Consider the following 20,500-nt stretch of genomic DNA (forward strand, 5'->3'; position numbering starts at 1 on the left):
GAATCGTGGGTGAGGAAAGTGGCGTTGTTCCCTGAGACAGGCACGGCATAGTGAGAGGGCATGTTTAAAATAAGGGCTTTTGCTGGAACTTCAACCCACCAGGCGCAGAAGTTACTTATTGATTTGACGGAGAAAGCCCTGCCGACGCAGAGCCTCAGGGCATACAGGCGCTTTCTGCTAAGATAGCCGCTCTGTTACCTAAGGTGTCTAAACATGGCATTTCGCCCTCTCACAGCCCGCGCGCCCGGCGCGTTGCTCCGCGAAGCCAAACCGCTGAAAGCTATCTTCGGCCAGGCGCAACGCTTGGGCCATCTGCAACGCCTGCTGGAAAGCCAACTGCAGCCGGCCGCCCGGGAACATTGTCACGTCGCCTCCTGGCGTGAAGGCAACCTGCTATTAATTGTCACCGATGGGCATTGGGCGACCCGCTTGCGCTACCAACAGAAGCGCTTGCAGCGCCAGTTGATGGCGTTCGACGAATTTGCCAATTTGACGCGCATTCAGTTCAAGGTACAGCCACCCACCGTGCCGCAAGGCGCAGTGGGGCATACCATGGACCTGTCGGAAACGGCCGCCGAAACCCTTCAGGCCACTGCTGAAGGGATCAACGACCCGGGGTTGCGCGCTGCCCTGGAACGGCTGGCCGCCCATGCCCGGCCCAAAGCCTGAAGCGCTATTTGCGTTTGCTGCCGCCCAGCAACGAACCCAGCAACCCCCGCACCAACTGGCGCCCCATCTGATTGGCGGCCTGCTGCATGGCTGATTTCAACGCCTTGCCCGCCGTGGTCCCCAGGAATGCACCCGCCTTGTCGGTGAAGCTCGGCTCTTCGGCGGCCGGAGCAGCCTGCTCGGCAGGCCCAAGCTCCTTGCGGGCCATCAGCACCTCATAGGCAGACTCACGATCCACTGGTTTGTCATAGCGCCCCAACAGCGGCGAACTGGCAACCAACGCTTTACGTTCGGCTTCGGTGAGCGGCCCGATCCGCGATTGCGGGGGAGCAACCAGTACGCGCTGGACGACTTCCGGCGTGCCCTTTTCCTGCAAGGTTCCCACCAATGCCTCACCAGTGCCCAATTCTGTAAGCACTGACAAGGTATCGAATGTCGGGTTGGGCCGAAAACCGTCCGCCACCGCTCGCAAGGATTTCTGCTCTTTGGCGGTGAATGCGCGCAAACCGTGCTGGATGCGCAGGCCCAGTTGCGCCAGTACCGTATCCGGCAGGTCGCCCGGCGACTGGGTGACGAAGTACACGCCAACCCCTTTGGAACGGATCAGGCGCACCACTTGCTCCAGGCGCTCCTGCAAGGCTTTTGGCGTATCGGCGAACAACAAGTGCGCTTCATCGAAAAACAACGCCAGCAACGGTTTGTCGGCATCGCCGCGTTCCGGCAATTGTTCGAACAACTCTGCCAGCAGCCATAACAGGAAGGTCGCGTAGACCTTCGGCGCTTCATGCACCAGGCGGCTGGCGTCCAGCAGGTGGATGCGACCACGCCCATCACTGGCGGGCTGCAAAATATCCTCCAGTTGCAGGGCCGGCTCGCCAAACAAGGCTTCGGCGCCCTGCTGCTCCAGCACCGCCAGGCGTCGTAACAAGGCCTGGCTGGAACCGGTGGTCATCAAGGCGGCGTCTTCGCCCAGCAGTTCCGGGTGATAGCGCAGGTGATTGAGCAGTGCCTTGAGGTCCTTGAGGTCCAGCAGCAACAGGCCTTCGCGGTCGGCCACTTTGAACGCCGCATAGAGCGCCGACTGCTGGCTGTCGGTGAGTTCCAACAGGCTGCCGAGCAAGAGCGGGCCCATTTCACTGATGGTGGTGCGCAACGGATGACCGGATTGGCCGTGGATATCCCACAGGGTGACCGGGTACGCCTGGGCCGTGTAATCAAGGAAGGGCATACCGGCGATGCGCTCGGCCACTTTGCCCTGGGGGTTGGCGGCGGCGCCCAGGCCGCAGAGGTCGCCTTTGATGTCGGCAGCGAACACCGCCACGCCCGCATCACTGAAGGCTTCCGCCAGGCGCTGCAAGGTGACGGTCTTGCCGGTGCCTGTGGCGCCGGCGATCAACCCATGACGGTTGGCCAGGCGCATGGACTGGGCGATGGGCTGGCCGTCAAGGCCTGCACCGATAAGCAGTTGTGTGGAGTCAGGCATTTCGTCACCTATGGTTAATCTTTAGTGCCGCGAGGTCGATATAGACGGATGTAAGCCCGACAAAGACTAAAAAACGGTCAGATAATTCCGATACGGACCAACGGAGCTATCACCAGAAATACCACACCTTTTTTAACGCTGCCATTTCGCGCCTCCCGCATTGGATGCGCCTCGGATATTAAGACCTTAGCGGACCCTTCAAGCCATGAACAAAAATCTGCGCTTCAGCCACAAGATCCTGCTTGCAGCCTCCCTTATCGTCATCGCCGCCTTTGCGTTGTTTACCCTCTACAACGACTATCTGCAGCGCAACGCGATTCGCGACGACCTCAACAATTACCTGCACGAGATGGGCGACGTTACCGCCAGCAACATCCAGACCTGGCTCACCGGGCGTATCGCCCTGGTGGAAAACGCCGCACAGAACATCGCCATCAACCCTGAAAAAGCCGTCGTCGCCAGCCTGCTGGAGCAGAAAGCGCTGACCTCGTCATTCATGGCGACCTACGTCGGTGACAGCCAGGGCACGTTCACCATCCGCCCTGACACCAAGATGCCCGACGGCTTCGACCCGCGTGTTCGCCCCTGGTACAAGGGCGCCCAGGCCAGTAATGGCTCGACCCTGACCGAACCCTATATCGACGCGGCGACCGGGCAACTGATCATCTCCGTTGCCACGCCCAGTACCAAGGGCGGCCAGAGCATCGGCGTAGTCGGCGGCGACCTGAGCCTGCAGACCCTGGTGGACAACATCGGCGCGCTGGATTTTGGCGGCATGGGCTATGCGTTCCTAGTCAGCGCCGACGGCAAAGTGCTGGTGCACCCCGATAAAGCCCTGGTGATGAAGACCCTGTCGGACGTTTATCCAAAAGACACGCCGAAGATCAGCGGCGACTTCAGCGAAGTGCAAGCCAATGGCAAGACCAATATCGTGACGTTCACACCGATCAAGGGCCTGCCATCGGTGAACTGGTACCTGGGCGTTTCGGTGGACAAGGACAAGTCTTTCGCCATGCTCAGTGAGTTCCGCACCTCGGCGGTGATCGCCACGATCATCGCGGTGGTGATCATCATCGCCCTGCTCGGCATGCTGATCCGCGTCTTGCTGCAACCTTTGCACCTGATGACCCGCGCCATGCAAGACATTGCCGACGGTGAAGGCGACCTGACCCGCCGCCTGACCATCCAGAACAATGATGAATTCGGCACCCTGGGCAATGCTTTCAACCGCTTCGTCGAGCGCATTCATACCTCGATTCGCGAAGTGTCTTCAGCCACCGAGCACGTCAATGAAGTGGCCCTGCGGGTGGTCAGCGCCTCCAACTCGTCGATGGTCAACTCTGACGAACAGGCCAACCGCACCAACAGCGTCGCTGCCGCCATCAATCAACTGGGGGCCGCAGCCCAGGAGATCGCACGCAACGCCGCCCAAGCCTCCAGTCAGGCCAGCGATGCCAGGCACTTGGCCGAAGACGGCCAGCAGGTGGTTGAACGCAATATCAAGGCGATGACGCAGTTATCCAGCATGATCAGCACCTCAAGCACCAATATCGAAGCACTTAACAGCAAAACGGTGAATATCGGCCAGATTCTTGAGGTGATCACCAGCATTTCCCAGCAAACCAATCTGCTGGCGCTCAATGCGGCGATCGAAGCGGCGCGCGCGGGGGAAGCCGGGCGTGGATTTGCGGTCGTGGCCGATGAAGTGCGCAACCTCGCTCATCGCACTCAGGAGTCGGCGCAACAGGTGCAGACGATGATCGAAGAGCTACAGGTGGGTGCCCGGGACTCGGTGACTACCATGAGCGAAAGCCAACGCCACAGCCTGGACAGCGTGGAAATCGCCAACCTGGCCGGCGAGCGCCTTAACAGCGTGACCCAGCGCATTGGCGAGATCGACGGCATGAACCAGTCGGTCGCCACCGCAACGGAAGAACAAACCTCGGTGGTGGAGTCGATCAATATGGACATCACCGAGATCAACACCCTCAACCAGGAAGGGGTGGAAAACCTGCAATCGACCCTTCGCGCCTGCTCGGACCTGGAACAACAGGCCTCGCGCTTGAAGCAATTGGTGGGCAGCTTCCGGATTTGAAATTCACCCGTAGGAGCGAGCTTGCTCGCGAAAAACGTCAACGATAACGCGGGCTGCCTGAAGAAACGCGGCGTCTGCGAGTTTTTCGCGAGCAAGCTCGCTCCTACAGCGTGCATTTGTCCGCTCCCGCCACCGTTATGCTGCGAATCTAAACCGAACATCTATCCTTACCTCAGGTCCATCTAGGGAGAGCAATGGATCGGAGGGATGTTCATCGTGCATATCGCTGACATAACCATGTTCTACGCCCCGGCCAGCGGTGGCGTACGCACTTACCTTGACGCCAAGCACCGGCGTCTGGCGCTCAAGCCGGGCATTCGCCACAGCCTGTTGATTCCTGGCGCACACTTGAGCGAGCAGGACGGCATCTTCAAAGTACCGGCGCCCGCCCTGCCCTTCGGCAAAGGCTATCGCTTCCCCCTTCGTTTGGCGCCTTGGCGAAATGTCCTGCACGATTTACAGCCCGACCTGATCGAAGTGGGCGACCCTTACCTGACCGCCTGGGCCGCGCTGGATGCCCGACGCCAATTGGATGTGCCGGTCATCGGCTTTTACCACTCCGACCTGCCACTGTTGGTGAGCAACCGCATGGGGCCTTGGTTTACCCCCAATGTTGAAGCCTATGTGCGCAAACTCTATGGGAATTTTGACCGAGTGCTCGCCCCCAGCCAGGTAATGGCCGACAAGCTCATCGGGCTTGGCGTCAGAAATGTCTTCGTTCAACCCCTGGGCGTAGACCTGCAAACCTTCACCCCTGAGGTACGTGACCCCGGCCTGCGCGCCGAACTGGGGATTGGCGAAGACACTCGGCTACTGATCTTCGCCGGGCGCGGCTCCAAGGAGAAAAACCTGCCGGTGCTGCTCAACTGCATGAAACGCCTGGGGGAAGGCTACCACTTGCTGCTGGTGGGCTCCGGCATGCCGGCCAGCGTGCCAGACAATGTCACCGTGATTGACGGATTCCGGCCCGCCCAACATGTAGCTCGGCTGATGGCCAGCGCCGACGCCTTACTGCATGGTGGTGACCAGGAGACCTTCGGCCTGGTGATCCTGGAAGCCATGGCCTGCGGTATTCCAGTGGTCGCCGTGGCGGCCGGGGCCTTTACCGAGATTGTCGACGAGCGTTGTGGCCTGCTGTGCGCGCCAAACAACCCCAAGGCCATGGCCGAGGCGGTGCGCGAGCTGTTCAGTACCGACAGCCGACGCCTGGGTGCTCAGGCTCGGCGCCATGTCGAGCAGCATTATGCGTGGGACACGGTAGTCGACAGCCTGCTGGGGCATTACTGCGCCGTGCTGGGCAGCCATGAACCGATGCTCGCCCATGGCTGAGCGCGCGCTGATGCTGGTACTGCACGACGTGGCTCCGCACACCTGGGCCGACTACCGGCCGTTCGTCGAGGCCGTCGATGCACTGGGCCACGTGCCCATCACTTGGCTGGTGGTGCCAGACTTCCATCACCATGACGACTTGGCCGCCCACCGCGATTTTCGGCGCCTGCTCGACAGCCGTGTCGCCAAGGGCGATGAGCTCACCTTGCACGGTTACTACCATTGCGACGACCAACCTCGGCCGCGTACGCCAAAAGAATGGTTTATGCGACGCATCTATACCCACGAAGGCGAGTTTTACCAGCTGTCCGAAGCCGAGGCGTTGCGGCGGTTGACCGCCGGCATTGAGGTATTTGAGCGCAATGGCTGGCCGCTGCATGGCTTTGTTGCGCCCGCCTGGTTGATGAGCGACGGCACCCGGCAGGCATTGCGCCAGTTGCCGCTGAGCTACACCAGCGACCCACAACATCTTTATCGCCTGCCGGACTTCACGCCTATCAACGCCCCCGGCCTGGTGTGGAGCGCCCGCAGCGGCTGGCGCCGGGGATTGTCCAAAATCCTCAGTGATCGCCGTGAACAGCGGTGGCAGGAGGCCCCGCTGATCCGACTGGGTTTGCACCCGGTGGACATGCGCCACAGGTTTTCCCGCGATTATTGGCTAGACACCCTGCAACGCCTGCTCAACACGGGGCGCGTCCCCCAAACCAAGGCCGCCTGGCTGGCGACGCAGCCATGGGCCGACTGATCTGGTTAGTGTTGGCGCTCTTGGTGGCGCTGGTGATCCCATTGTGGCTGGGCGGCGGCGAAAGCATTGCGCGCCTGCGCCAGTTTCCCTTGCCCCAGTTACTGGGGATGTTCGCCATGATCATTGGCTGCTGGCTGATCAACAGTCTGCGTATCCGCCTACTGCTTGGCGAGCATCGCGGCGAGTTAGGCCCGCTTAAAAGCCTTGGCGTGGTGATATCCACCGAGTTCGCCATGTGTGCAACACCCGGCGGCAGCGGCGGGCCGTTGACCCTGATGGCCCTGCTGGCACGCAATGGCATCCGCCCCGCCCAAGGCAGCGCGGTGTTTGCCATGGACCAGTTGAGCGACCTAGTGTTTTTTCTCTGCGCACTGGTGGGGATCTTGCTATATGCGCTGTTCCATAGCCTCAGCCCGCGCCTGGAGTGGTTGCTGGGGCTCAGCGCCGTGTCGATGGTGGGTGGGGTAATCAGTGGCTGGGCCGTGGTGCATTTTCACCGACGGCTGATTCGCCTGGCGGGTTTGGTACTCAAGGCCATGAAGGTCAGTGCTATCACCCGCCGACGCTGGGCACGCCGGTTGCTGCGTTTTCTTGCGGCGTTCAGCGCCACCCTGAAACTACCCCGCAGCACCTTGCTTGGGGTCTTTGCGCTGACCAGCCTGCATTGGCTGCTGCGTTACAGCGTGCTGTACCTGGCGCTGCGCGGGTTGGGGGGCGAGGTGCAGTGGGCCTGGAGCTTTCTGATCCAGATGTTATCCCTGACTGCCGGGCAGTTCAGCCTGGCGCCAGGCGGGGCCGGCGCTGCGGAGTTGACGTCAGCCGCACTGCTGGCGCCCATGGTGGGCACATCCACAGCGGCTGCGGCGATTCTGATCTGGCGCGCGGTGACCTACTACTTCTATTTGCTGGCCGGTGCGCCAGTGTTTCTATTGATGGTCGGCAAACCGCTGCTCAAGCGTCTTTTTCAGGGGCGGCAGGCTGCTCATCCTGCGCCTGTGTCTGTTCCCATAAACGCGCCGCGCCTGGAAAATCAGTATCATCCTCGGCATCCAGCGCGTCCGGGTCGTAACGACTCAAACAGCCCTCGCCCAAGGTAGCAGGCGCCCGTGAGGTGGCTTTATCGAGCGGGTCGCTCATGGGAATCTCCTGAAACAGAAATAAAAAAGGGCCTGGAGAGTTTTACCTCCAGGCCCCGGTGTCTTTCAATCAAAACCGCTGGGTCAGAAGACCACGGTCTTGTTGCCGTGCACCAACACGCGATCTTCCAGGTGGTAGCGCAAGCCACGGGCCAACACCATCTTCTCGACATCACGGCCGAAACGCACCATGTCTTCAATACTGTCGCTGTGGCTGACGCGCACCACGTCCTGCTCGATGATCGGGCCGGCGTCCAGCTCTTCGGTCACGTAGTGGCAGGTTGCACCAATCAGCTTCACGCCACGCAGGGAAGCCTGGTGATAAGGCTTGGCACCAACAAAGGACGGCAAGAAGCTGTGGTGGATGTTGATCACCTTGCCAGCGTATTCGCGGCACAGCTCCGGTGGCAGGATCTGCATGTAGCGCGCCAGCACCACTACATCCGCGTCATGCTGCTTGACCAGGCGCGACACTTCGGCGAATGCCGGCTCCTTGTCCTGTGGGTTGACCGGCACATGGTAATAAGGGATGCCATGCCATTCGACCATGCTGCGCAGGTCGTCATGGTTGGAGATCACGCAGGCAATCTCGCAATCGAGTTCGTCGCTGTGCCAGCGGTGCAGCAGGTCTGCCAGGCAGTGGGATTCGCGGCTGGCCATCAGCACCACGCGTTTCTTCTGCTCTGTATCGGTGATGTGCCAGGTCATCGAAAACTCTTCGGCAATCGGCGCAAACGCCTCGCGGAAGGCTTCCAGGCCAAAGGGCAACGTATCGGCACGGATTTCGTGACGCATGAAAAACCAACCACTGAGATCGTCCGAGTGATGGCTCGCCTCGGTGATCCAGCCATTATGGGAAGCCAGAAAGTTACTGACCTTGGCAACGATGCCAACCCGGTCCGGGCAAGCAATCACCAGCCGAAAAGTGCGCATTAGGGGGAAACTCCAGAACTTCACAAAGGCCGCTATTCTAGCGATTACGCAGAAAAACTGCAGTATTCCCTTGCACCTTATCTTGAGGCATGGCCGTGGTAACACCCCTTAATCGTGTAAGGTTTTACCAGCGCTATATGACGATACAACGGCATGCTCAGGCCGATAGCAAAAAATTAAGGTGATTATCTTTTGCGCATAACGCTTACTAATTAACTCATCGGCCAGGTTTTCTCCCACACATTCAATGTCATTCGCCTAAATACCGTCTTAAATGTTTACTTGATGAAATTGCCTGACTATTATTAGGCCACTCACCCTGTCAATCAGCGTTCTACATAAGGTAGTCCACATGTCACTGATCAACGAATACCGCGCCACCGAAGAAGCTATCAAAGAGCTGCAAGCCCGTTTGAAGAACCTGTCCGAAGACGACAAGCTGAAAACCGAGCTGGAATTCGAAGGCAAATTGCGCACCCTGATGGGTGAATACTCCAAATCCCTGCGTGACATCATCGCGCTGCTGGATCCAGAGTCGAAAGTTAAAGCACCGCGTGGCGCTGTGAAAACTACCGGCACCAAGCGTGCTCGCAAGGTCAAGCAGTACAAAAACCCGCACAACGGCGAAGTGATTGAAACCAAAGGTGGCAACCACAAAACTCTGAAAGAGTGGAAAGCCAAGTGGGGCGGTGACGTAGTTGAAGGTTGGGCAACCCTGCTGGGCTAAGCCCGGTCGGACGTTCACCCGATACGTCACACATGAAAAACGCCAGCTTGCTGGCGTTTTTTATTGTCTGAATATTCTGTAGTTATGCACCTACAGATTCAGGCGCGCCGCTAAGGAATCCACATAGTCCTGCCATTGCGCCAGTACCTGGCACTGAAACGATGTAGCACTAACCGCCAACTCCTCACGCGCCTGCTTAAATGCCAAGAGGGTATTCGGCGCCCCCCACTGTGCATCCGACAAACGTTGCTGACAGAAAAGTTTCCAGCGTTGTTGCTCCTCATTGTTCAAGGTTTCAGGAAAGTTACGCGCCCGGTAGCGAAATAATAATTCCGGCAAACGATGATCATCGAACGGCCACTGCTGACGGGCTAATTGCGCGGGCTCTGCCATGCGAACTTGCTCACATAAACGGCGGTCACGGTCACCAATAAAACCCTCGTAGAGCTGCTGCTCCGGGTCCGAGTTTGACGCAAAGTCTTCCTCGGCATAAATGGCCGCTAACTTGTCCCGCCAAACTTCATGTGCGTCAGTTAGCCGCAGCGCCCGCGCGAGGCAAGCTTCCTTATCCAATTGAAGGCGCTCGAGGTCTTGAGGGCGCAGCACCTTCAACGGCGCAACCACCGGGCAGCGGTTGATATGCAGCAACTTGAGCGGAACCGGCAGTTCACCTTCGGCTAGCTCATCGCGGCGCGTGTAAAGACGCTGACGCAGCGTCGTCGCATCCAGGTCCAACAGCCCTTGTGGATCGAGCCCCAGGTCACAGACGATCAAGGCATTGCGATTGCGCGGGTGCCACGCCAGGGGCAAGACCACGCCCAGATAATGGCGCTCGGCGGAAAAACGCCCCGAGATATGCACCATCGGTTGCAGCAACCGCACCTGATCCATGACCCGCTGCTTGCTGCGCAATTGAAACAACCATTCATACAACTTCGGTTGTTTCTCCCGGACCAACCGCGCCAGGGCGATGGTTGCACGCACATCCGACAACGCATCATGGGCCTGGCCATGGTCAATGCCGTTGGCCTCGGTCAAGCGTTCGAGCTTGAGGGTCACACGCCCATCCTGCTCGGGCCAGTTGATGCCCTCCGGCCGCAGGGCGTAGGCAGTGCGCATCACATCGATCAAGTCCCACCGGCTGTTGCCGCCCTGCCACTCGCGCGCATACGGGTCGAAAAAATTGCGGTACAGACTGTAGCGCGTCATTTCATCGTCGAATCGCAGGGTGTTGTAGCCGGCGCCGCAGGTACCTGGCGCGGCCAGTTCGGCGTGCACCCGAGTCATGAAATCGGCTTCGGCAAGGCCCTTCTCGGCGAGGACACCCGGCGTGATGCCCGTGATCGCGCACGCTGCCGGGTGAGGCAGGATATCGTCGCTGGGCTGGCAATAAAGATTGATCGGCGCACCGACCTCATTGAGCTCAAGGTCGGTGCGGATCCCGGCTACCTGGAGCGGGCGATCGTTGCGCGGGTTGATGCCAGTGGTTTCATAGTCGTACCAGAAAATCGAGGTCACGGGCTATTCCTGTGCTGAAGACCGACAAAGTCTAGGCGCTGCAAGGCGTTGGGGGCCAGCGATACCTGACTGTATAAATACCCAGAAAAACCTCGGGTGGTTGCTTCCACCGTCGACACTGTTAGCATCCGTGTCTCTCAAGTCGCCTCGCACTGCCAAGGATCGCAATGCCATCAACGCCTTTGGATACCCACTATCAGATAGAAACGCCGGAGGGCATCGACCTGCTCCTGCGCCCTGCTGGCCTGCCCTCTCGGGCATTGGCCTTTGCATTCGACCTGGGCGTGCGAGGGATCATCATGGGGATCCTGCTAGTGCCGCTGGCGCTGCTCGGCAATGTGGGGATCGGGCTGGGTTCGCTGCTGCTGTTCGTGGTGAGCTGGTGGTACATGGTGTTGTTCGAAGTGCTCAACCACGGCTGCTCGCCGGGCAAGCAGGTCATGGGCCTGCGCGTGGTACAGGATGACGGCACGCCCATTGGCTGGTCGGCATCATTGATCCGCAACCTGCTGCGTTTTGTCGACATGCTGCCCTTCGGTTATTTCCTCGGCGCGATCAGTTGCCTGCAGCATCCGCACTTCAAGCGGCTCGGCGACCTGGCCGCAGGCACACTGGTGGTCTACCGCGAGCTGCCGCTGGTGCGCCCAAGCATCCCTCAAGCACCCGCCCTGCGCCTGTCATTCGCACTGGAGCTGAGCGAACAGCGGGCCATCCTCGGTTTCGCCGAACGCCAGGCCGAACTCTCGGCCGAACGGGTGCATGAACTGGCCGCCATCCTCGCAGGGCCCCTGCAGGTGCCTGCACCGCGTGCCGTGGAGCAACTCAACGGTGTAGCCCGTGGTTTGTTGGGGCCGACATGAAGCAAAGCCTTTTTGAAAGCCGCCACCAGCATCAATGGCAAACCTTCGCCGAGCAGTTGAAGCAACTGGAGCAAGGTAAAGCCAAGGCCGCCGATGTTGCCGACTTCCCGCATCAATATCGACGCCTGTGCCAACACCTGGCCCTGGCTCAGCAACGCGGCTACAGCAGTTACCTGGTCGATCCGTTGCAACAACTGGCACTGCGCGGCCATCAACAACTGTATCGTCATCGCAGCCATCTGACAGCAAATATACTGGCGTTTCTTCTCGCCGACTTCCCGCGCCTGGTACGCGAACAATGGCGCTTCGTGCTGATCGCCGGCCTGCTGTTCTTTGGCAGCCTGGTGGGGATCGCCCTGCTGGTGTACCTGTTCCCCGACCTGGTCTACAGCATCATCGGCCCCCAGCAGGTGGCCGAGATGCAGGGGATGTACAACCCAGACGCCAGCCGCCTGGGCCGCGCTGCCGAGCGTGCCGCCAGCGAAGACTGGATGATGTTTGGCTATTACGTGATGCACAACATCGGCATCGCCTTCCAGACCTTTGCCGCCGGCCTGTTGTTTGGCCTGGGCAGTGTGTTCTTCCTGATTTTCAACGGTTTGGTCATAGGTGCGGTCTCCGGGCACCTTACCGAAATTGGCTATGGCCAGACCTTCTGGTCGTTTGTCATTGGTCACGGCGCATTCGAGTTGAGCGCCATCACACTGGCCGGTGCCGCAGGCTTGCAACTGGGCTGGGCACTGGTCGCCCCCGGGCGCTTGGCGCGCAGCGAAGCCCTGCGCCTGGCCGCGCGCAAAAGCGTAAGGATGCTCTGTGGTGTCATGGTGTTCCTGTTGATCGCCGCCTTTATCGAAGCCTACTGGTCCTCAACCACTCGCATTGAGCCCTGGATCAAGTACGCGGTAGGCGCCGCCCTCTGGCTGCTGGTGGCCGCTTACCTGACCCTGGCCGGGCGGAGTCGCCATGCGCCTGACTGACGCCAGCGTAGTCATTCGCCCGCGCACTTCCTGGGAAGCCATGGACTTGGGTGTGCTGATGGCGCGGGAACACCGTTTCTTGCTGATGAGCAGTTGGGCGCTGGTGAGCCTTCCGATATTCAGCCTGTTGACGGTGCTGCTCTGGAGTTACCCGTCTCTGGTCATGTTCCTGTTCTGGTGGCTCAAGCCGGCCTTCGACCGCTTGCCGCTGTACATTCTTTCCCAGGCCCTGTTTGCTGAGCCCCCCAGCCTCAAACAGGCCGTTCGCCATTGGCCGCAGTTGCTCAAAGGGCAACTGTTCGCCAGCCTGACCTGGCGGCGGCTGAGCATGAGTCGCAGCTTCACCCTGCCCGTCAGCCAACTGGAAGGCCTGGACGGTGACGCACGTCAACGACGCCTTGGGGTGTTGCTGCAACGTAACGCTGGCGCCGCACGCTGGCTGACGACGATCGGCGTACACCTGGAAATCGGTCTGTGGTTTGGCGGCATGGCCCTGTTCTATCTCTTCATCCCGCAACAGGTTGAACTGGACTGGGACTGGCAACGACTGGTATTGGCATCAGGCTCGGACGTGCTTTGGCTTGAGCACCTGAGCAATGCTTTCTATGCCCTGGTCCTGGTGTTCTGGGAACCCATCTACGTCGCCTGTGGCTTCAGCCTGTACCTCAACCGCCGCACGGTGCTGGAGGCCTGGGACCTGGAACTGGTATTCCGTCGCCTGCGCCAGCGCCTGAACAACGTTGCACCGCTGCTGTTGCTGGTCGTTGGTCTGGCACTGCTACAAATCAGCCCACCGACCATGGCAGATGAAACCACAGCCCATAAGCCACTTAGTACCCAGGCCGCCAGCCAATCCATCCAGGCATTGCTGGAAAAGCCACCTTTCAAGAACCCGGAAACCGTCACACGCTATCGGTTTGGCGAAGAAAAAGCGCCGGTTGAAAACAAGGCCAAGGGCGACGGCAAATTACCCGGCTGGCTCCAGGCACTGCTCGACAACCTTAACAGCGACACCTTCAAATACGTCGCCAAAACCTTGGAAATACTGCTCTGGAGCCTTGTGATTGGCGGCCTGGCCCTGGTGTTCTGGCGTTACCGTGAATGGTTGCTCACGTTCGTCAGCCGCCTCGGACCCACTCGCACTACCGCCCCCTCGCCCGTTCCCGCTCAGTTGTTCGGCTTGGAGCTGGGCGCCGAGACATTGCCCGAAGACATCGCCAGTACCGCCGAACAACTATGGCCCACCCAGCCCCGGGAAGCCCTTGGCCTGCTGTATCGCGGGTTGCTCAGCCGGCTGTTGCACGAGTTCGACCTGCCACTGACAAGCGCCGATACCGAGGGGCAGGTGCTGGAGCGCGTTCATCGTTTGCAACAACCGCAATTACTGGCGTTCAGCGACGAACTGACGCGCCACTGGCAAAACCTGGCCTATGGTCACCGCCTACCGCCCTCTTCAGCCCAACAAAAACTGTGCAGCGACTGGCGTGCTCTTTTCAGTGACGGAGCGAGCCAATGAACCGGGCGTTATGGTGGGTAGCGCTGCTACTGGCGTGCCTGTTGGGTGCGGGCGGCCTATATGGCTGGCACAAGGCAATTCCCTACGAGGAAGTGGTAAATCGCGGCCCGTCACCAGAGGCACGCGCCAACCCTTACCTGGCCGCCGAGCACTTTTTGCGCCAGCAAGGCGTGGTGGTGGCGCATGCCAATGGCCTTGAACGACTCGCCGAACTGCCCGCCAAAGGCCATAGCCTGTTGCTGCTGGGGGAGCGCAGCAACATGACCCCACGCCAGGTCGAACAACTGCTGGGCTGGGCAAAAGCCGGTGGCCACCTGCTACTGGTCGCCGAGGCATTATGGGATGAAGAAACCGGCACCAGCGGTGACTTGCTGCTTGATCGCCTCACTGTCCGCCAAACCTTGAGCGACACCTTCGACGAACCCGCGCCACCGCGTAAAAAAACCAAGCCGGACCTGACCAAGCTGTATGTCGACAACGAAACGGCACCGGCCTATTTCAGTTTTGACACCGACTTCAACCTCACCGACCCCAAGCACCTGGCGCAGTTTTCCGCCAACAGCGCCAAGTCCAGCCACCTGATGCAACTTGACCTGGGGCAAGGCCGCGTCACGGTGATCACCGACAGCGACCTGTGGAAAACCGCGGATATCGGCAAACATGATAACGCCTGGTTGCTGTGGTATCTGAACCAGGGCACTGACGTCACCTTGCTGTTCAACAGCGACACGGACGATCTGTTTACTCTATTGCTCCGTTATTTCCCCCAGGCCCTCGTCGCCCTGGTTGCGCTGCTTGCTCTGGGGCTGTGGCAGGCAGGCATGCGCCAAGGCCCGATCCAGGCACCGGCTCCCAAGGCACGTCGCCAGTTGCAGGAACACTTGAAGGCCAGCGCGGACTTCCTATTGCGCCGCAGCGGCCAGGGCACGTTGTTGCAAGCCTTGCGACACGACATTCTGCGCGCAGCCCGGCGACGCCATCCAGGGTTCGAACACCTCGATGCGTCAGAGCAACGCCAGGTGCTGGAACACCTTACGCGACAACCCCCTCACATCATCAGCCAGGCGCTTGAGCCCGTTGCGCTGAAGCGGCTCTCCAGCGCCGACTTCAGCCGACAGGTGGCGCACCTGCAAACCCTCAGGAATGCCTTATGATCCGGCACCTTGCAACCGTTAAATATTCCGTCTAAAAGAAACAGACCCTCACGATTTCATAGTTCCACGATGTGCTTGAGGGTCGATCTAATAGCCCTAGCTCTGCCAGAGCAGACAAAGGGATTGGCTGCCTAGTCAGTACAGGGGATGGCAGATGGAGCTTGTGTGGGCTACTGACGATTTGGTGATCGCTGGGCAACCCTATCCTGGATTCCCCATTCTGCTATGGGACTCAATGGAAAGTTGTGTCCCGGCCAATCAGTTCTTTCGTCACTACCTGTTTCGCGGGGTCATTGGCTCTAAGCGATCCTGGCCCAGCACCGGACGCGCGCTCTACGACTTTTTCAGCTTCATCCAGGCTCATGAGCTGGACTGGTGCGACGTTGATCGTGGCGAGGCAAAGAGCCTTGTGGCGGCCTATCGGGACTACAGCCTGATTGCGTGCGAACTGGCATCGAACACCACTCGCCAGCGTCTGCATTACATCTGCAAGTTCTACGAGTTCGCGCAAAAGGAAGGGTGGGTGAAGCGCCTGCCCTTCGCCTATGAGGAACGCAGCGTGAGGCACGGGAGACGTTTTCTTGCACATATTGATGCAAGTGGCGGCAAGGCTATGGCAAACGATGTGATGCCGCGTAGGCATAAGACTCTGCCCAAGTTCCTGAACATGGCCGACGTCAAGGCGCTACTGACCGCTGCGGAGAATCCGCATCACCGCATGATGATGCGCCTGGCGCTGCATACGGGTCTGCGCCGCGAGGAACTCGCCGCCTTTCCGCTGTCCTATGTCTTCGATCCAGACAAGGCGTTACGAACCGAGCGCAACCTTCGCATCTACCTCGATCCATTCGACGGCAGCGGCATGGTGACCAAGGGCAGCAAACCGCGAGGTATCTACGTTAGTCGCGAGTTTATGGCTGAACTCTACCGCTATGTGACGAAGTTCCGCAGCGAGCGTGCGTCGCTGAGCAAGACCCCGCAAAGGGCGCTGCTCCTCAACCAGTTCGGACGACCGTACGGTGGGGACGGCAAGAGCATCAATCGGATCATCAGCAAGGTAGGCAAGCGGGCGGGGATCAAGGTCCATACGCATATGCTCCGACATACCTATGCCACACATACCCTGATCAGTCTTCAACGCAATCCAGCGAGCGGACTGGAACCACTAGTATTCATCCAACGGCAACTTGGCCACAGTTCGATTCAAACAACCATGGTGTACCTGCATCTGGTCAACGAAATAGCCGACGAGGCTGTGCTGGCCTATGACGATGAGTTGAACGCGCTAGTGGGGGGACTTGATGGGCAAGCGCAAGGTATTTACTAAAACCGATCTCAGCGTCCCGCAAGTCGAGCACTGTCACAACGCGGCAGGCAATGTGGTCATTCTCCCCGAGGTCATCCCGCCGACTAACACTACGATCGAGTTCGGGCGGAACTCTATTAACGCCCGTCGCTTTAAGTTTGGCCGCTGGTACGGTGTCGGCATCGACCACGTTACCTACGCCTGTCAGCGCCAAATCGAGCGGTTCCTCGCCGGCCAGGACCAAGCCGCCTCAGTCACCACAATTATTAGCTATTGCAACACTGGCCTGTGCAACTTCCTTGACTACTGTGTGCTACGTGGGATGGCTTTTAGTCGTAACTTAGCTTTGTCTGATTTACATCGGGATCTGATCGACGGCTACCTTGCACATCTGGCGGGGCGGGGCTGGGTTACTAATACTCAGAAAAGCGTCTATTCGAAGACCAAGCCTGTGCTGCTCGCCTTGGGTCGGCGTGGGCTGATCACTCTTATCGACTCCGGCAATGCAGCCACCTTTCCGCGCAACCCTTTCCCAAACAGCAACCTCAAGGGCAAGGGCGAGACAGCGCTATCTAAACGCGAGCGACAAGCATTCAAAATAGCACTCAGGCAGGCTCTTAAGCCGATCTGGGATGACGACGCACCAGTGACCAAGGAGCTACTGGTCTTCGCTCTGTTGGTCATTGCGCTGCACACCGGACGCAATACAACTCCACTGCTGGAAATGGGCCGGGACTGCCTGCGGCCGCACCCCAAAGACAACGCCGTATTTCTGGTGCTATGGAAGCGGCGTGGTTACAACACCAGCAAAGTGGCGCTACGCTCAGACTCGAACGCCAATCGCCTCCTGGAATCAACACCGAGTGTGAGAACCAACGTGGAGCGACTAATCCGCCGCGTGATGTCGCTGACCGAGTCTCTGGATGCAGATGCCCCGGACGACCTGAAGGGCAGAGTATGGCTATATCGATATGGTAGCGATAAGGGTGCCAGTCGAGTCTCGGCTTTGAATCAAAATGTGCTAGCTAAGGCGACAAGTAGCCTCGTAACCAAATATAGCTTGACCGACAGCGACGGGAAGGCACTACGCATCAACGTCTCGCGCCTTCGCAAGACCTTCGCTAATCGTATCTTCGAGTTGACCGATGGCGATTTAACGACTTCCGCCGCGGCGCTCGGCAACACTCCCCAGGTGGCCGACCAGAACTACTTGGCGCCCGGCGAAGATGCCCGTCGCAACTGGCAGTTCATGGGTGAGGTACTGGTGCAGGAGTTGCTGACTAACACCATCGGTACGACCTACAAGGACACCCCCATGGGCCACTGCTCCGACTTGGTATACGGACAGTACGCCCCGGCGCGCGAAGGCGCGACTTGCATGAATTTCATGAACTGTCTGCGCTGCAAGCACTACGCGGTGACGGCAGAAGATCTGTACAAACTGTTCAGTTTCTATTTCCGCGTACTGACCGAGCGCTCGCGCATGGACAAGCGGCGCTGGGCACGGGAATACGCCCACATTCCACGGCTGATTGAGCATTACATCGTTGCCGAGGGGCTGCGCCGCGGCACCTTTAAGGCCACAGCAGTGGAAGCCGCCCGTGAGCGCGCCCGAACCCAGCCACACCAGTTCTGGTCGATTGATTTGATTGACAGCCTGGAGACATTTTCATGAACGGCAACCTCCTGACGGTACCACCCCAAGTACCTCTTCCCACCCAGCCGAACGATGTGTATGAGCTCGCCGAATCCGAGCGCGACGCTCTGATCATCAGCGCGACCAAGGTCGGTGAACACTGGGTCATCCTCAGTTGCTACGGCGATGACACCTGGCAACTCGACGGCTTCCCCAACAACATCTCTACCAGTAAAACACGACTGGATTTCAGCATCGTGCCACCGGTATTTCGGGCGGTAATGAAGGCGGCGCTGTATCGTTATCTCCGGAGTGGGCGCACAGATTCGGGTCGGCCTAAAGGCAGCATAGTGCGACAACTTTTCTTTAATGCAATGATATTCCTTCGGCATTTGAAGGTGCTCAAGCTCGACCATCTGGGCGCGGTGACACCTCTGGTATGTGCGAGCTATGTGACCGCCTGCAAAGCGTACCGGCAACCCCACCGGTCTAAGGGAAAACCGCTGTCGCAAGAGGGACTACGTAGACGTTTAGCGGCCGTCGAAGCGCTCTATGAACTGAGCCAGTACACCAATGATCCAATGCCAAAGCATCCCTGGCCAGAGACGTCCTCTTTAGCAATGGCAGGGCTTACCGGTAGCGGCTCCCGTCAGAAGAAAGACAGCAAGACGCCGCTGATCCCCGATGATGTGTTCTGCATCCTGTTCGAACGGGCCTACCTGCAGGTTGAACGCGGCCATCAACTGTTAGACCTTCGCGATAAGTTGGAAGTCATCGCGAAGGAGCGAAAGGGGCAATGTCGCGAAGCAGTCATAGCGGCCAAGAATCGCCTTCTGAGCGATAGTGGTCGGAAGGGAGGTCTGAGAGCATTCAACCGGGCGCTGAGCGACCTGCGTACGGCCTGCTACATCATCCTGGCCAGCACCTCCGGCTGTCGCCACCATGAGTTGGCAAACTTGCGGTTGGGTGCGCACCACCGTACCCAAGACGATGAGGGCACCATCTATCATTGGATGCGCTCGCGGTCGGACAAGACTGACGTAGGAATTCATGACTGGATGATCCCTGAGGCAGCCGTGCTTAGCCTGCGGGTGATGGAACGCTGGTGCGCGCCCTATCAGGCCATGATTGCTGCAGAGATCGTGCGCCGCCGCCGCGCCAACCCACATGATCCGCGAATTGTAGAGGCGCAAAAGCACCGGCATGCGTTATTTCTCGGCGTATATCCAAAAGAGGGTAACCAAGTACGCACGCTTACCACGTGGGGTTTGGGTTTCAACTTAAACATATTCGTCAAGGATTGCGGGTTGAACTGGAGTCTCACCAGCCACCAGTTCCGCCGCAAGTTTGCCAACTACGCTGCGCATAGCCGCTTCGGTGACCTACGTTATCTCAAGGAGCATTACGCGCACTGGTCACTGGACATGACCTTGGGCTACGCGCTAGACGACAGTTGGGGACAGCACTTGGACCTAGACCTTTACGCCGATATTCAGACGGAATTGCAAGATGTAAAACTCGGCATCGTTGATTACTGGTTGGGAGACGAACCCATGGCTGGCGGCTATGGTCGTGCGCTCAAGCAGTGGCAGCGAGAACCCCAGAACCTGCTGATATTCAAGGATCACGCCTCTATGCTGAACTCTATTGCTGAAAGCACTGCGATTCGCAGCAACGGTCATGCCTGGTGCACGGCGGACAACGACGGTTGCGTCGGCAATACTTTAGAACGTACCCGCTGCAGCAACTGCAACAATGCCGTGATTGGACGTCGCCACGCGGCCATATACCAGCGACTCTACGATGATCTGAAAGGGCTGCTGCATTGCCCGGACATTGGCGAGAGCGGACGACAGCGCGTTGAACGCGACCTGAATCGGTGCCGAGACGTACTGGACAAGTTAGGCATGGACCCGGAGAGCCTGATAGCATGAAGCCGATCGACAAGGCAACTAACTACAAGCCGGCTGACGATCGTGAAAAGGATCTGCGGCTCGCGCTTTACCGCATCCAGAAGGGACGTACCCGCTCTGGGGAAACCAAGGTTACGATCACCGCAGTCGCCCGCGAAGCAGGCGTATCAACGGCGCTAATTCACAACTACTACCCAGGAATTGCCGAGGCTATCCGCGAGGCTCAAGGGCGCTCCAGTCGCGCCATGCGTGATGTGAAACACCAAGACTTGCTTGCTGAACGCATAAAGTCAGCAGCACATCGTCAGGAGATAGAGGAACTGCGGGCCAAGATCGCCCAACTCGCATCCGTCAATGAGGTGCTATTGGACGAGAACCGTGTGCTCAAGAGTAAGATGAACGATCATAAGGTGATCGATCTGGCTTATAAGGAGTAAACGTCCGACCAACTCACCTTGAGTAAGTCAGGCCGGTACCCACTAGTTTGGTAACTGCTAGCTGCG

17 protein-coding genes and 1 pseudogene are annotated in these 20,500 nt (G+C 59.0%); 15 read left to right on the top strand and 3 right to left on the bottom strand.

The genetic code is table 11. The annotated features are described in order from the left end of the window. Positions 1-213 precede the first annotated feature (213 nt). Positions 214-669, top strand: a complete 456-nt coding sequence (locus OC445_RS15500; RefSeq protein WP_034128591.1) for a DUF721 domain-containing protein — start codon at positions 214-216, stop codon at positions 667-669. A 4-nt stretch (positions 670-673) separates the two neighbouring features. Here the strand turns inward: OC445_RS15500 and OC445_RS15505 are convergent, their stop codons facing one another. Next, positions 674-2,152 carry a helicase HerA-like domain-containing protein gene (locus OC445_RS15505; protein ID WP_054898007.1) on the bottom strand — a complete coding sequence of 493 codons (1,479 nt, stop codon included), beginning with the start codon at positions 2,150-2,152 and terminating at the stop codon, positions 674-676. A gap of 205 nt (positions 2,153-2,357) precedes the next feature. Here OC445_RS15505 and OC445_RS27140 point away from each other — a divergent pair. The 5 genes and pseudogenes from OC445_RS27140 to OC445_RS15525 all read left to right on the top strand — a co-directional run. Continuing rightward, positions 2,358-3,389: pseudogene (locus OC445_RS27140) on the top strand (cache domain-containing protein); the annotation flags it as partial. Positions 3,390-3,482: 93 nt separating this feature from the next. Continuing rightward, positions 3,483-4,247 (top strand): methyl-accepting chemotaxis protein, encoded by a 765-nt coding sequence (locus tag OC445_RS27145; protein WP_370694806.1) that lies wholly within the window; start codon positions 3,483-3,485, stop codon positions 4,245-4,247. Between the two features lie 207 nt (positions 4,248-4,454). Further along, entirely contained in the window at positions 4,455-5,576 is a 1,122-nt protein-coding gene (locus OC445_RS15515; RefSeq protein WP_054898008.1) for a glycosyltransferase family 4 protein, read from the top strand. Next, positions 5,569-6,321: a DUF2334 domain-containing protein gene (locus tag OC445_RS15520; RefSeq protein ID WP_054898009.1), complete on the top strand. Its 753-nt coding sequence runs from the start codon at positions 5,569-5,571 to the stop codon at positions 6,319-6,321. The genes OC445_RS15515 and OC445_RS15520 overlap by 8 nt, the downstream gene beginning before the upstream one ends. After that, positions 6,309-7,418, top strand: a complete 1,110-nt coding sequence (locus tag OC445_RS15525) for a YbhN family protein (RefSeq protein WP_054898010.1) — start codon at positions 6,309-6,311, stop codon at positions 7,416-7,418. Before OC445_RS15520 ends, OC445_RS15525 begins: the two co-directional genes overlap by 13 nt. A gap of 123 nt (positions 7,419-7,541) precedes the next feature. Here OC445_RS15525 and purU read toward each other — a convergent pair whose 3' ends face one another. After that, positions 7,542-8,390: a formyltetrahydrofolate deformylase gene (gene purU, locus OC445_RS15535; RefSeq protein WP_019821236.1), complete on the bottom strand. Its 849-nt coding sequence runs from the start codon at positions 8,388-8,390 to the stop codon at positions 7,542-7,544. 352 nt (positions 8,391-8,742) lie between these two features. Between purU and mvaT the strand changes: the two genes are divergently transcribed. Beyond that, positions 8,743-9,117, top strand: coding sequence for a histone-like nucleoid-structuring protein MvaT (gene mvaT / locus OC445_RS15540; protein WP_019821235.1), 375 nt, complete (start codon positions 8,743-8,745; stop codon positions 9,115-9,117). Between the two features lie 90 nt (positions 9,118-9,207). On the opposite strand, the gene sbcB is transcribed toward mvaT, so the two are convergent. Next, complete coding sequence (sbcB, locus tag OC445_RS15545; RefSeq protein ID WP_181123931.1) at positions 9,208-10,635, bottom strand: exodeoxyribonuclease I; 1,428 nt, start codon at positions 10,633-10,635, stop codon at positions 9,208-9,210. Between the two features lie 167 nt (positions 10,636-10,802). Here sbcB and OC445_RS15550 point away from each other — a divergent pair, with 167 nt between their 5' ends. From OC445_RS15550 to OC445_RS15585, 8 genes are all read left to right on the top strand, one after another. Further along, positions 10,803-11,495, top strand: a complete 693-nt coding sequence (locus OC445_RS15550; protein WP_054898012.1) for an RDD family protein — start codon at positions 10,803-10,805, stop codon at positions 11,493-11,495. Beyond that, positions 11,492-12,472 carry a stage II sporulation protein M gene (locus tag OC445_RS15555; RefSeq protein ID WP_054898013.1) on the top strand — a complete coding sequence of 327 codons (981 nt, stop codon included), beginning with the start codon at positions 11,492-11,494 and terminating at the stop codon, positions 12,470-12,472. The genes OC445_RS15550 and OC445_RS15555 overlap by 4 nt, the downstream gene beginning before the upstream one ends. After that, on the top strand, positions 12,459-13,988 hold the full coding sequence (locus tag OC445_RS15560; protein ID WP_197900795.1) for a DUF4129 domain-containing protein: 1,530 nt from the start codon (positions 12,459-12,461) through the stop codon (positions 13,986-13,988). The genes OC445_RS15555 and OC445_RS15560 overlap by 14 nt, the downstream gene beginning before the upstream one ends. Then, entirely contained in the window at positions 13,985-15,142 is a 1,158-nt protein-coding gene (locus OC445_RS15565; RefSeq protein ID WP_197900796.1) for a DUF4350 domain-containing protein, read from the top strand. Before OC445_RS15560 ends, OC445_RS15565 begins: the two co-directional genes overlap by 4 nt. A gap of 154 nt (positions 15,143-15,296) precedes the next feature. Next, a complete protein-coding gene (locus tag OC445_RS15570; RefSeq protein WP_056791103.1) occupies positions 15,297-16,469 on the top strand; it encodes a tyrosine-type recombinase/integrase in 1,173 nt (390 codons plus the stop codon). Further along, positions 16,444-18,123: a hypothetical protein gene (locus OC445_RS15575; RefSeq protein WP_131672134.1), complete on the top strand. Its 1,680-nt coding sequence runs from the start codon at positions 16,444-16,446 to the stop codon at positions 18,121-18,123. Before OC445_RS15570 ends, OC445_RS15575 begins: the two co-directional genes overlap by 26 nt. Then, complete coding sequence (locus OC445_RS15580) at positions 18,120-20,018, top strand: hypothetical protein (RefSeq protein WP_054899050.1); 1,899 nt, start codon at positions 18,120-18,122, stop codon at positions 20,016-20,018. Before OC445_RS15575 ends, OC445_RS15580 begins: the two co-directional genes overlap by 4 nt. Further along, positions 20,015-20,434 carry a hypothetical protein gene (locus OC445_RS15585; RefSeq protein ID WP_054899051.1) on the top strand — a complete coding sequence of 140 codons (420 nt, stop codon included), beginning with the start codon at positions 20,015-20,017 and terminating at the stop codon, positions 20,432-20,434. Before OC445_RS15580 ends, OC445_RS15585 begins: the two co-directional genes overlap by 4 nt. Positions 20,435-20,500 lie beyond the last annotated feature (66 nt).

The sequence above is a fragment of the Pseudomonas sp. Pse35 genome (assembly GCF_024519715.1).
Classification (GTDB): Bacteria; Pseudomonadota; Gammaproteobacteria; order Pseudomonadales; family Pseudomonadaceae; genus Aquipseudomonas; species Aquipseudomonas paracarnis.

Bases quoted from the DNA above. Each gene is read 5' to 3' on its own strand.
- OC445_RS15525 (WP_054898010.1), top strand. From the start codon at position 6,309: ATGGGCCGACTGATCTGGTTAGTGTTGGCGCTCTTGGTGGCGCTGGTG.
- OC445_RS15515 (WP_054898008.1), top strand. From the start codon at position 4,455: ATGTTCATCGTGCATATCGCTGACATAACCATGTTCTACGCCCCGGCC.
- OC445_RS15565 (WP_197900796.1), top strand. From the start codon at position 13,985: ATGAACCGGGCGTTATGGTGGGTAGCGCTGCTACTGGCGTGCCTGTTG.
- OC445_RS15555 (WP_054898013.1), top strand. From the start codon at position 11,492: ATGAAGCAAAGCCTTTTTGAAAGCCGCCACCAGCATCAATGGCAAACC.
- OC445_RS15560 (WP_197900795.1), top strand. From the start codon at position 12,459: ATGCGCCTGACTGACGCCAGCGTAGTCATTCGCCCGCGCACTTCCTGG.
- OC445_RS15575 (WP_131672134.1), top strand. From the start codon at position 16,444: ATGGGCAAGCGCAAGGTATTTACTAAAACCGATCTCAGCGTCCCGCAA.
- OC445_RS15585 (WP_054899051.1), top strand. From the start codon at position 20,015: ATGAAGCCGATCGACAAGGCAACTAACTACAAGCCGGCTGACGATCGT.
- OC445_RS15550 (WP_054898012.1), top strand. From the start codon at position 10,803: ATGCCATCAACGCCTTTGGATACCCACTATCAGATAGAAACGCCGGAG.
- OC445_RS15570 (WP_056791103.1), top strand. From the start codon at position 15,297: ATGGAGCTTGTGTGGGCTACTGACGATTTGGTGATCGCTGGGCAACCC.
- OC445_RS15505 (WP_054898007.1), bottom strand. From the start codon at position 2,152: ATGCCTGACTCCACACAACTGCTTATCGGTGCAGGCCTTGACGGCCAG.
- OC445_RS15500 (WP_034128591.1), top strand. From the start codon at position 214: ATGGCATTTCGCCCTCTCACAGCCCGCGCGCCCGGCGCGTTGCTCCGC.
- OC445_RS15520 (WP_054898009.1), top strand. From the start codon at position 5,569: ATGGCTGAGCGCGCGCTGATGCTGGTACTGCACGACGTGGCTCCGCAC.
- purU (WP_019821236.1), bottom strand. From the start codon at position 8,390: ATGCGCACTTTTCGGCTGGTGATTGCTTGCCCGGACCGGGTTGGCATC.
- OC445_RS15580 (WP_054899050.1), top strand. From the start codon at position 18,120: ATGAACGGCAACCTCCTGACGGTACCACCCCAAGTACCTCTTCCCACC.
- mvaT (WP_019821235.1), top strand. From the start codon at position 8,743: ATGTCACTGATCAACGAATACCGCGCCACCGAAGAAGCTATCAAAGAG.
- OC445_RS27145 (WP_370694806.1), top strand. From the start codon at position 3,483: ATGGTCAACTCTGACGAACAGGCCAACCGCACCAACAGCGTCGCTGCC.